Source organism: Brevibacillus fortis, assembly GCF_003013395.1.
GTDB classification, from domain to species: Bacteria; Bacillota; Bacilli; order Brevibacillales; family Brevibacillaceae; genus Brevibacillus; species Brevibacillus fortis.
Genome location: NZ_PXZM01000036.1, coordinates 100,292 through 113,101, shown reverse-complemented (window position 1 = coordinate 113,101; position 12,810 = coordinate 100,292). Strand labels below are relative to the sequence as shown.

Sequence of the window (12,810 nt, the reverse complement as noted above, 5' to 3'; positions counted from 1 at the left end):
TTAGCCGAACATGAAAAGTCTGTCCGAATATCAGAACTACCCTTGACTGTTCGCTGCGATTCTTTCTACCTTTTGACGTGCGAATATAGTCGCTAAAGCAATAAGGATACCGGCAATTCCGAATTCGAGCCAGATTCCTCCCCATTCTAGCAGCAAAGCACCTACAACCGGACCTGCCGCCATCCCCGTATAGCGGATGAAATTGTACACACCAATGGCCGTTGCACGCTCAGCTTCAAATACTTCCGACAGCAAGATCGTGTGTGCAGACAGTCCTACTCCCAAGGTTAAGGCAAACAGCGTACTTGTCACCACCAGAAGGAGAAAAGAAGCATCAGCCGCAGCCATAAAAAGAAAAATCGCCAATGCATTTGAACCGGTCGTCACCAGTAATGTTGTACGTGCTCCCCATTGATTTTGCAAAAGAGCAGACAGCTTACTACTGATAATAAAGACAGCTGACACGAGCAAGAATACCAATCCGATTTTTTCAGCGGAGATTTGGTATTGGTTCGTCAATTGGACAGGGAGAAACAGCAAAAAACAATAATAGGCGTACATTTGGCTAAAGCCGATCAAAATGACGGATGCACCAACCGGGTGGAGCAAAATATTACGGAAAGACCCTAACGAAAAGCCGCCCGATGAGGCTGCTTGATTCCTCTTCGTTTCGGGTAACAGTGTTGCATTTATGACGACGAGAAAGACCGCGCAGATCGCTAAAAACAAAAAGACCGCAGAATGTCCGCCGAAACCGCCCATCCAGCCACCTAACAGTGGACCAATTGCCGGACTAAGCGCTAGTAGCATTTGATAGGTGCCCATCGCATTTGAACGATTATTCCCTGTAAATAAGTCTCCAATGATCGTTGCTGCTACAATCGGAATGGCAGCAAAGCCCGCCCCTTGCAATGCCCGGAAAAATAATAGCCCATAAATAGAATCGACCAGATAGCATCCAATCGAAGCGAACGCATATAAGATCAGGGCAGGTATCATCACACGTTTTCGACCCAATCGGTCGATAAATGGACCGTAAATTATTTGCATAATCGCGAGCATGATGGTAAAGATCGAAACGGTCCAGTTAATCATGGTTGCACTCGTCTGAAACTCTTGTTGCATGGCTGGTAAAATAGGCATGAACAAATTTTGAGAGAACATACCTAGCATAAGCGTTATTCCAAGCAGATACAGTACTTTTTTTGGACTCATGATTGCTCTCCTTTTTTATCTTGTTATTATTGTGTCCAAGGAAACTATTTTCGCAAAAAAAATGAAGGCAAGATGGTATGTTTCCCCTATTCCTCTGTTGCTTCTCTTATGACATCCTCCAAAAATGCCATTTCGGCAGGAGTATACCGATCCAAAAATCGGTACATGTCATTCTCTAGCTGTTGATGGTAACGTTCGTGAATCTCGTTTACCATTTCTCCTACTGATGTCAGCCGAAAAAAAACTTCCTTCTGATTGTCTTCGAGTTGGTAGCGCTCGAGTAATCCTTTTTTCATCAGCTTGACTGTTATTTTGGATATCGCACTTTTTGTTACCCCAATTTGCTGTGCAATCGTCGTAACGTTCACTCGATCTTTCTCCCCTACCTCTTGAAGGACGTGGAGTTCTGTTATGGATAACCTTCCAACTTTATCGTAATCAGACACACTGCTTCTGATCTCGCGCAATAGCAGTTCTTCACGTAGCTTGCTGCGCTCCTCCTGTTTATGTAGAAAGGTGATCCATCGATTCCAAATCTTCTTTTTAGGGTCCAATGCAGCATCAGCTCCTTGTCTATTTCAATTTAGTTTCCAAGGAAACAAAATAACTTTATCATGAGATTACATTTTGCGCAAGAAAAAACCGCAGCCCTGCATGCGCAAGCTGCGTTCCGAGTCCAGTCTCTATCCATTTAGATTGCCCAATTCCTTGTCCGCACTAAAATGAGCACGAGCAGCCTCAAACACTTCACTTTCCGATCCGGCCGAGATTTTGAAGCTCGATACCACTTTCTTGCCGCATCGTACTTGAACATTATACTGTGAATCACCATCATACGTTGACTCGAAATGGTAATCCTCACCATTGACCTGAATGGTTCGTTCCATGGTTACACCTCCCACCTTAGTGTGACCAAGCAACAGCGCAATCATCCAATATTTTATTGCAAAGAAATCGTCTTTAGCTAGCTGCTACCGTCCCCCCCAACAACCAGTTTCTGCGCACGATCCGGATTGGGGTCATACACAAGGAAAAGCTCGACATTTGGATGAAGATGATGGGGCACGACGCTGGTTCGTCAGCGCCGTGCCCCTTTTCTACAAATCAGCAATGCGATGTGCTTTTTTTCGAGCCAACCTCTTTTCACGAATCCCCTCAAAGGTCGCATATAGAACAGGAACCAAAACGAGAGTAACCAGGGTATGAAAAATCAAACCTGCAATCACCCCAGTAGCAAGCGGCGCCTCTAGCTCCGCTCCTTCTGCAACAGCGAGACCCATTGGCAACATACCGAGAATCGCTGTCAGCTTGGTCATAATCACCGGACGAACACGGTCTCGTGTTCCTTGTACAATTGCCTCTTCTAACCCCATCCCCCGAGAGCGGAGCAGATTGATTCTGTCAATTAACAGAATCGCATTGGAGACAACGATTCCGACCAGCATGATAAGCCCAATCATCGCCATCTCACCAAAGGTTCGCTGCGTGACCACGAATCCGAGAATGACTCCCACCAAGGCCATAGGTAACGACAGCATGATAATAAACGGCTGAGATAACCTCCCAAATTGTGCCACCATAATCACATAGATGAGGGAGACGACCGATACCAAGACGATGATTCCCTGGGTAAAGGTGTTACTCTGTTCCTTCAAATCACCAGCAATCTCGATCTTGTATCCAGCGGGCACTACCACAGTGCCCAGCTTCTCATTTATTTGTCTGCCCGCCGTTCCAATGTCTGTGCCCAACAGTTCTGCTGACACCGTGATGATTTGTTCTCCTTTTTCATGCTTGATTGTAATAGGAGATTTGCTGAAATGAAAATCAACCAGTTCATATAACGGCACCTGTGAGCCTGTTTCTGTTCGGATCATAATCTGTTGGAGTTGATCAGGATGCGTCGTCCATGTTTCTGGAAATCTGGCGACAATAGAAGTTTCAATACTATTTTGACTGATTGTGGAAAGTGGCTGCTCCCCAAGTAACATGCTGATTTGGCTGTACAATGAATCAGAGTCAACCTGCAATTGAGACATTGCCTCCTGATTCGGTGTCAGGGTTACCTTTTCCTTCCCTCTTTCAAAGTCATTCCGAATATTGATGACACCGGGGATGCTACCCAGCATTTCTTCTACTTTTGCGGAAACTGACCGGGACACCTCCAAATCTTCGCCCGCGACCTGCAACTCGATGGGCGCCGACTTACCTGAGAATCCAAATGTCATACTCGTCCGTTCCACTCCATCAATGGCATTCAAACGACCGTTTACTTCTTGCATAAATTCTTCTTTCTCTTGCGTTCGTTGCGACTTGGTGACCAACGTGATATTTAACTCCACTGTCTCTTTCTTTGCCGTAAAAAATACTTGATTCACATCGGACAACTCTCTTAACGCTTTTTCCGCTTCAACCGCCGCTGTTCGCGCCTGTTCCAAGCTGGTGCCGTCGGGCATCGTTAACGTCGCAAAAATTTGATTCTCATTGGCATTCAAGCCATTTCCTATTTTAATGAATGGAAAGAGACTCAGGGCCCCTACAAACACTGCAAGAGCCACCAACAAGGTGAGAATCCGATGACGAAGTGTAATCAGCAGCAGTCGCTGAAAGAGAGAAACAATTCGATTCTTCCCTTCTTTCTCGCCATGGGTCTGCAACTGCTTATCATGTTGGAGAAAACGCTCAGAGAAAATCGGAACAAACAGAAAAGCTGCAATCGTTGACGCAATAATGGTCGAGGTAACGGTAAATGCGATGGTATGAAGAATGGGCTTCAGCCACTGTTCAAAATCCGCTACTACAAGCGGTAAAAACACAATGATCAAGGTTAGTTGGGAAGCGAAAACAGGTGCAATCACTTCTTTTGAGCCCTGAACAATGGCCTGTTTCAATGGCATTCCCTTTTCTCTCAGATGATAAATACTCTCCAGAACAACGATCGCAGCATCCACAATCAATCCGATTGACAAGCTCAGTGAAATCAAAACCACCATGTCAATGTTATAGCCAGCAGCTTTCAGAGCAATGAAAGTCATCAGGATGGAGAGAGGCAGAGTCGTTGCAATGACCATTGTCACACGCCAATTTCGCAGGAATATCCAGAGAACGAGGATTGCCAGTATTCCGCCAATCACAACATCCCGACTCAAATTGGTGAGCGCTTTTTTAATAAAGGAGACGGATTCAAACATGACTCTCAGCTCGTAGTTTCCGCCCGCTTCATCATTGATTTGCCTCACAACTTCCTCGACTTTTTTCTGTGTGGTGATCAGATCACTTCCTGAAGCGCGTTTTACGCTTATTTGCACAAAGAGGTTTCCTTCGGTCATGGAAATAGCGTCCTTCACGCTTCCACGCAGATCACTCACCGTTGCCAGTTGTTCAAGAGCAACCTTGCCCTTGGGTGTTTTGATCAACACGTTGTTGAACTCTTCGATGCTTTTGAAGCTGTTATCCATCATCACAACGGTGTCGAACCCGGGATTCTCCAATATCCCCACTGCTTTTTTCCAGTTGGCACCATTCAGCTGACCAACAACCTCCGCTGCAGTCGTTCGATAGGCGGTTAGCCGCTCAGGACGAAATGTGATCGCAACCTTATTTTCAAAACCGTCCTCAGATACGACCACTTCCTTCACACCCGGGACGGATTCTATTCGATCCTTAATGGTCGTCTTCAGCAAGGTAAGCATGGTCTGTGTATCGGCACCCACCATTGCGTAGTCGATTAAGTCCTCATCACCTAGATTCGTTTGCGTGACTGTTACGGTATCCACTACTTTGGGAAATTCGTTGCGCAGCCGATTCACAATATTTTGTGTCTCTTGCTTGACCTTTTCACCTTCCCCATCCTCTGCAAGGATCGAGATGCCAGAAAATCCCGTCCCTGTTTTCGATGAGAAGTTTTTTACGCCAGCCACAGATTTCAATTCCTGCTCTATTTTTTTCGTAACCTTTTCCACCATCTCTTCAGGCGGCAGCGCTCCTCCTGAAATATTCACTTCAATCCAAGGCAAATTCGTTTTAGGTACGAGCTCCACGTGGAAGGAAAAGAGAGCACCGATTCCTGTAAGCACAATGAGGAATGTGCATAAATAGAGGATCACTTTTCGTTTCAGCAAAAAGAGAATGACCTTGTCCATCGGTTACTCCCCTTTCACCGTAACGACTTCTCCTTCGGCATAGTACGTTATGCCGGAGATTAAGATTTGATTGCCTGACTGAAGGCCTGATAGAATCTCGACCTTATTTCCAAAAATTTGCCCCACTTCCACGTCGCGTCTCTTGATTACACCATTCTCGACAACCATGACGAAGCGCTGTGTTTCCTTAATCCCAACGCTTTGGACGGGAACGAGCATTCCATTCACTTTGCGTGACATCTCTACAGTTGCGACCATCCCCTCTATCAACACGTTGTCTTTATTGGAAACAGCTATCTCTACAAGATACTTTCCCGTTTCCGCGTTAAGAACGGGGGAGACAAATGTAATGGTCCCTGTACTTTTGCCCTTTCCCTCCACTGCCATAGGCACCGTGTCCCCTTGCTTGTAGTTTTCCATCACATCCAATGGGACATCGACCTTCAGCTTCACTTCCGAGCTATCAACCAGGTGAATGATACTTTCACCTGGCTGGGCAAGACTTCCTGCCTTTTGGGTCACATCAATGACTGTACCGCTAAACGGTGCGACGAGTTGCGTTTCTTGAAGGGTTTTCTTTGCGAGCTCTACTTGACTGGCCGCTTGTTTCAAATCGGCATCTGCACTGGCAATCTCGTTGACTTCCGCACCCTTTAGCAACTTATCCAACGTAATTCGCGCCTCTTGTAGCGAAATCTCGATTTGCTCTTTTTCCGACTGCGCACTGTCCAGCTCACTCTGTGAAATAGCGCCGCCCTTAAACAGCTCCTGGGCTGTCTCCCATTTCCGTTGCGCATCCTTCAAACGCTTTTCCTGGCTGTCGACTGCCAAGCGTTGTTTGCTGATGAGATCGGTGCTTGCTCCTTGCAACGTTTTTGAACGCATAGCAGATGCACTTTGAACCTGGCTTTGTGCCGCTTCCAGCCCTTTTTGAAAATAGTTCGTATTTAATGAACTTAATACCTGGCCCTGTGTCACCTTTGCCCCTTTTGTTACGTTCATTCGTTCAATCGTACCAGAAGCCCCAAAGGCTAAATGGCTCTCCTGCTTATATTCAACGAAAGCAGTAAGTGGTATCGGCAGGGAATCTGTCTGTTTTACGGTGTGCACCTGCACGATCTTTTGCTTTGTTTGCTCCGCTTCCTGTTTCGTTTCCACTCCACATCCCGTGATAAACATCAGTACAACGGTCAAAACGACATAGTACATACTCTTCACGTAGAGTCCTCCAGCAGTTTTGTCATTGTCTTTTTGAGTGAAACTGACATCATATTCTCTCTCTAGTTATCGTGACCTTGCTCAAGCAGACTTGTCTGTTGCAACCGCCTGTTCTTCTTTTTTCTTAAAGTATTGACTCACTTGCTTGTTCAGATGAGCGATCAAGGCGATCACGAAAATGACGGCACCTGAGACCAACACGAGATACGGCCAATGAACGGCCTCCAGTAAAATACCGTACAACCAGATCCCCAACGGTACGGCCACTCCGGTAAACGTGCCGACCACGCCAAACATGCTAGCGCGCAAATGCTCAGGGGTGTTCAATTGAACAAACGTAAAGAGCGGAATGTTCCCCATGGAGTTGAGGATAGCTGTGACCAATAAAATCGCGACAAACACGCCAGTAATGATCCAAGATGCGTTACTCGTTTCCGGAACAAAAATCGGAAATACCCACGTTAGCAAGAGTAGCCCTTGCAATTGAATCAAAAGGAAGATTTTATTCTCGACGTATTTGCTCACCTTTTTCATAGAGACAATGGCCGCTCCTACAATAATCCCGATAAACCAGGAGGCCTGAATAAAGGAGAATTGCTCCATGGATACTTGTTCGACTCGATAGGCAATATGCAGCAACCCCACATACATGAGGGGAGGGAAAATAAAGTTGAGCACAAGGAAAATCAGGAACAAGTACTTGGTGACAACCTGTTCTCGGATATATTGGAATACTTCCTTGATTGTTTCTGTATAGCTTTGTGTTGTCTCCTGTACTGCCTCGGACTTGCGGAAACGGAGGAACATCTGCATGATCCCTGCTCCGATAAAAGAAAGACCATCAATCAGCAAAATCATTTCCATTCCCAGTGCCCGATAGGCAATTGCCCCTACTAATGGACCCGCTACATTGAGAATGGCACTAATTGCTTGGTAAATAGAGTTCATGCTTCCTACCCTGTCCTCGTCTACCAGTTCAGGAATGGACGCTTGCAAAGCGAGATACGTAAAAGCCTGAATCGTACTGATCGTGAAGCCGTATCCGACAAAAAGCCATAGATTTGTGGGGAACTGGAGGAAAAACAGTAAAAACAAAAGAACCAGCGCCCCGCTTAATATCTCTGTGACAACCATGATCGTCTTCTTGTTGTGTCTGTCAATATAGGCGCCTGCAAAAATATTAATCAGCACCCCTGGCAAATACGTAAAGCCCAACACAGTCGCAAATGCGGCAGAAGAACCCGTCACATCCGCAATGTACAGGGCAAGAGCAAATTTGTATACACCACTACCTAATTCTGTGATGAAGCGAGTAATAGAAAAAATAAATATATTTAATCGGTACGATTGGTTGCCCATCTTAACCTCCTGAATAGTAATCCTTCTAGGTGACGACTTATTTCGGCGGATGATCCCGCCATACCCCTAGGACAATTGGCCCCGGAATAGAGCGGAATCCATCTGCCGATTTCCAATACGATTCCTAGGCGATTCTTAGCGTATGACTAGAGGCGATCCTATCAATTTTTTCGCTTCCTCCTCTAGTATCACTCGCAGCTTCCTTTCATCCGCTCGATACGGCAAAGCCATAAAAATAGTCATTTTGCCCGTGGATGTATAAGAAGCCTCAAAGAGAACACGCTTCTTTCCTTTTATAAACAGATGATCGTATTCACTTGGTTGACTCTTGTTCTGTTCGCCCAGGAAGTTGCAAATCATAGGTGTCATCTGCAAGGATCGCATGAGCGTTTGATTGGAAAGAGGATATTTTTCTGTAACGTCAGGATTTTGCGCGATATTGGTAAAGTGTATATTCCTCTCTTTTGTGACATCTAGACGAGCCTTCACATACGTTTCCAACTGATCAAGACTCCAAGACGGATCAATATGAAGCGGAATATGATCAATGCACTCGCCAAGCACATCGAAGAAATGGTTCCCCATAAAGGATCTGCCAAAGTTCATGAGGAAGATCGGGGCCTTTTGGACCCCATAACTTCTTTTGCAAAATCTGGCTAATAGTGCAATCGGAATCCGCGCATTTTCTGTCTCCTGTGTGTTGTCCATATCCAGTTCGCAGGTAACAATCGTGTATCCGTCCATAGCGGATGACGATGGAAGCTGTGTTTCAATAGACAAAAGACTATTCTCAAATGCGTGAAGGTCAAATTCCTCCATGAGCTGCTGATCTTCGATTCCGACTGGACCTTTGGTAATTTGCCCGACGAAATCCCAATACGTATTCCGATCATTTTCCGAGAGGTCTGTGCCATTTTCCAGCGCTTCGTAATACAGGTTGATATCATTCTGCAGAACTTCACTGCTAATCAAATCAAAAATGAGATGAGATGCCGGGAAGATTAACGAGTACTCTTTCTCGCTCTCTTTCAGCAAGATCACTTTGTATGACAAAGAACCGATCGGATCATCCTGCTTGTAAAAATATTCGCTCAGTAAAAGCTGGCGCACCTCGTCTTTTCTGTCATCCGAATCGTTCGATACATCAACCACAGGGAGCACAATCTCACTAGGGCAAGGATATTCTTTCCAATATGGCTCTTCTTGCTCAAAAGCCAACGTGCATCGCAGTAAATGATGCCGCTCCAGAACGCCCAGAAAGGCCTTTTCCAGCAGCTTTGTTTCGATCATCTGCTCAAAGCGAATCACGGTTCCTGAAATGTCCTTTTCCTGTACATGATAGCGCTGTGAAGGTGACAGAGGCTGTTTGATAAAACTCTGCTGATTGACGATTGCCTCCGAATAACGAAGGAGCTTCTGATCGAGGTCGTTGACGAGGCGCTCCTGCCAAGGCAAAGATTCCTTCTCATCAAGCGTAGCCTCCGGGTACTGATGCTTCTCCTTTTCCCCTGCTTTTTGCAAGAGATCCCGATAATGAATCGCGTGCGGTTGAATCGTAGGATCGCAAGACATTCGCAAAAGGGACAGGATTTCTTGGTGTTTGTCCCGAGCATTTCCCTCCACGTACAGAACAGCCCGGTTCTTATTTCCAAAAGGCACCTCTACATAATTGCTCCGCACTTGAAAATGGGCATAGATCAATGTTTCCAGCTCTTTTTTATCTTTCGCTTTTGTGGTACGAATCCGGTTTACTGTATCCAAATATCCTGCTAGCCCTCTGACAGTATCGTATTGGAAGATGGTTTGAATCTTCACTTCTATTCCTTCCTTATGAAGCCGTGCTACCAGTTGTATCGCTTTAATAGAATGTCCGCCCAGATCATAAAAATGGTCATCCACACTGATTTCCTCTAGGTCGAGCACTTCTTTCCAGATTTCTGCAAGTATGATCTCCTTCTCTGTAACAGGGGGATTTAGTTGCTTACCTGCCTCCCTGATCATGACAGGCTCAGGTAATGCTTTTCGATCTATTTTGCCATTGGGTGTTATAGGCATTTTCTCAAGGATGTGGATATACGTTGGTACCATATAGGCAGGAAGAGTGGTCAAAAGCTCCTGACGCAAATCTCTGTTCCATTCAGGCTGCTCCCAGACCAGATAAGCAATCAGACTGGTATCTCCTCCCTGCACTTTTTTTGCCAACACGACAGCTTCCTTCACTCCTGCCTGGGATAGGATCACATTTTCAACCTCATCAAGTTCGATACGAAAACCACGTATCTTGACCTGGTTGTCCATTCGCCCCAAATATTCCAGACTACCATCTGCAAGCCATTTCACCATATCTCCCGTCTTGTAGAGCCTCGAACCTGCAATAAACGGATCTGCCACAAATTTCTCGCTCGTCAATTCCTCACGATTGATGTAGCCATCAGCGACACCAATGCCCGCGACAGCCAACTCACCAGGAATTCCCTGGGGTTGCAAATGGCCATGCACATCCAGCACGTACGCTTTTGTGTTGGCAATGGGCTTTCCGATTGGCACTTGCTGCGGCAGCCTCTCTTGCCCCTCATACGTCCAAGTCGTTGCACAAATAGTTGTTTCGGTTGGACCGTATGCGTTGATGTATCGACAATGAGCGCTCCATTTATGGACGAGCTCCCAGTTTGCTGCGGAACCTGCAGTAATTAACGTTTGCAACGTCGGAAAATTTTCTGGCTCCAAATACGTCACAAAGGTAGGCGGAAGCGTCGCGACTGTTACTTCATGCCGTTGCAGATACTGGCTAAAAGCCTCGGGATCAAGAACGACATCCTTTGAAACAATGACCAATCTCGCCCCAGTCAATACCCCCATCGTAAACTCCCAAACAGAGGCATCAAATGAGATACTGGCAAATTGCAACACTTTGTCCTTTTGTGTAATACCGAGATCGTTGATGAAAAACTGCTGGAGGTTGGCGATTCCGACGTGGTGCAGCCTGACCCCCTTTGGCTTCCCCGTTGACCCGGATGTATAAATGACGTAGGCCAGGTCATTGCAACGATGTAGGGTCTGTACATCAGAGGTAACGCCTTTGTATAAGCTCATATCATCAAGATTCATCAACGTTGATGCAGGGAGAATACGCTCTGCATACGCTACAGTTGGATTATGGACCAAAACAATGTTGGCTCCACTATCTTCGATCATATAGCTGATCCGTTCACTCGGATGGTCGGTGCTAATCGGGAGAAAGGCACCGCCCGCTTTTAAAACGGACAAGATCGCAAGGCTGTAAGCAGTAGAGCGCTCCACCATTACAGCAACAATGCTCCCTGGTTTTACCCCTTTTTCACGCAACACGTGGGCCAGCGCATCGGATTTGTCATCTAATTCCTGATACGTGTAGGTGCCTTCTTGATCGACCAAGGCAATTTGATGCGGTTCCTTTTTAACCTGTTCCTTAAATAGCTGGTCAATGGTTAGCGTTTGATCAACCAGCATATCCGTGTCATTCCATTGTTGCAAAATGAGAGCCTGCTCCTCGTCCGTGACCATTTGCATTTTGGCAATCGGCTGGTCGGGATTGTGGATGACACTTTGAATCAACTGATTCAAATGCGCTCGCACTTTTTGCAGATAAGCATCGCTATAAGCAAGTGCATTATAGATAAAGTGAATTTCTAATTCCTTTCCGGGAATGATGCATAAGTTGAAGTCGTAGCTGGTTTGCTCATATCCTTGGACATCAGTAATTCCGAATAAACCGCCTTTTCCATCTTCGTCGAATGTATCCTCCGTCAATGGATAGTTTTCAAAGACCATGAGATGCTGAATCAGGTTTTGTTTTAATGCGGTTTCGGACTGAATATCCGCTAGAGACAAGTATTGGTAGCTGCTTGTGGCTGTGAAAAACTGTTGTACCTGCCGAAGCAATTCTGAAAATGTCTGTTTGCTTTCACTTCGAATCCGCATCGGGATCGTATTGACGAACAATCCGACCATTTCTTCGACGCCAACGAGCTCAGAGGGGCGTCCCGAAACAACTGATCCGAAGACAACATCATTGGCATAATTGTATCGTTGCAGCAACAAGCCCCAGAGGGAATGAAAGACGATGCTAAGTGTCACATCATTTGATCTTGCTATCTGCTCCAAATTAGCAGTCGTTTCCCGATCAATGCGAAACACGATCGATTCTCGTTGGTACCCCTTACCGGTTGAAATATATTCAACCGGTAAAGGAGATTGCTGATCAAATCCATCCAGACTATCTCGCCAGAACGATAGTCCCTCTTGTTTGTTTTGCTTGCCAAGCCAGGTGACATAACTACTGAAGGAATACGGTGGAGCCAGTTCAGCCTTCTTATTTTGAAGATAAGAGTGATAGATATGGAAAAAGTCTTTTGCGACAATCCCCAGGCACCAGCCATCCATAATAATATGGTGGAAACTCCACACCATCTTGTATTTGGATTCACTCAATTTAATAACGGTAATGCGAAACAGCAGGTCTTTCTCCAGATCAAATCTCTTGCGCCGATCCTTTACAAGAAATTGCTCCAAAAATGCTGTTTGTTCATCCTGAGTCTGGTCAGAGATGTCCTCGATCTGAATAGCTGCTTCTCTTTGCTTCAATACGATTTGAAGGGGCTTTTTACTTTCTTTATAGTGAAAGACTGTTCGCAGGATATCGAATCTTTCGACGAGGTCACGAAAGCTCTGATCAAGGTGATCAAGCTGCAACGACTCCTCCATCGTAATCACCGTTTGCTCGAAGTGAACCTCTGATTCAGGATGAAGGATAAAGTGATACAGCATCCCTTCTTGCATAGGTGTCAAACGGTATATATTTTTTATCTGAACACCATTCAAACCTCATCACCATCTA

At 45.7% G+C, this 12,810-nt stretch carries 7 protein-coding genes; all 7 read right to left on the bottom strand.

The window, feature by feature from the left end:
* Window positions 1–36: 36 nt before the first annotated feature.
* Window positions 37–1,215: an MFS transporter gene (locus C7R93_RS21195; RefSeq protein WP_106840676.1), complete on the bottom strand. Its 1,179-nt coding sequence runs from the start codon at window positions 1,213–1,215 to the stop codon at window positions 37–39.
* Between the two features lie 86 nt (window positions 1,216–1,301).
* Window positions 1,302–1,769 carry a MarR family transcriptional regulator gene (locus C7R93_RS21190; protein ID WP_106840675.1) on the bottom strand — a complete coding sequence of 156 codons (468 nt, stop codon included), beginning with the start codon at window positions 1,767–1,769 and terminating at the stop codon, window positions 1,302–1,304.
* A gap of 129 nt (window positions 1,770–1,898) precedes the next feature.
* Window positions 1,899–2,102 (bottom strand): hypothetical protein, encoded by a 204-nt coding sequence (locus C7R93_RS21185; RefSeq protein WP_026043127.1) that lies wholly within the window; start codon window positions 2,100–2,102, stop codon window positions 1,899–1,901.
* Between the two features lie 210 nt (window positions 2,103–2,312).
* On the bottom strand, window positions 2,313–5,357 hold the full coding sequence (locus C7R93_RS21180) for an efflux RND transporter permease subunit (RefSeq protein ID WP_106840673.1): 3,045 nt from the start codon (window positions 5,355–5,357) through the stop codon (window positions 2,313–2,315).
* 3 nt (window positions 5,358–5,360) lie between these two features.
* Complete coding sequence (locus C7R93_RS21175; RefSeq protein ID WP_244191623.1) at window positions 5,361–6,566, bottom strand: efflux RND transporter periplasmic adaptor subunit; 1,206 nt, start codon at window positions 6,564–6,566, stop codon at window positions 5,361–5,363.
* Window positions 6,567–6,656: 90 nt separating this feature from the next.
* Window positions 6,657–7,934 (bottom strand): MFS transporter, encoded by a 1,278-nt coding sequence (locus tag C7R93_RS21170; RefSeq protein WP_106840671.1) that lies wholly within the window; start codon window positions 7,932–7,934, stop codon window positions 6,657–6,659.
* A 135-nt stretch (window positions 7,935–8,069) separates the two neighbouring features.
* On the bottom strand, window positions 8,070–12,794 hold the full coding sequence (locus C7R93_RS21165) for a non-ribosomal peptide synthetase (RefSeq protein WP_106840670.1): 4,725 nt from the start codon (window positions 12,792–12,794) through the stop codon (window positions 8,070–8,072).
* Between the last annotated feature and the right edge of the window lie 16 nt (window positions 12,795–12,810).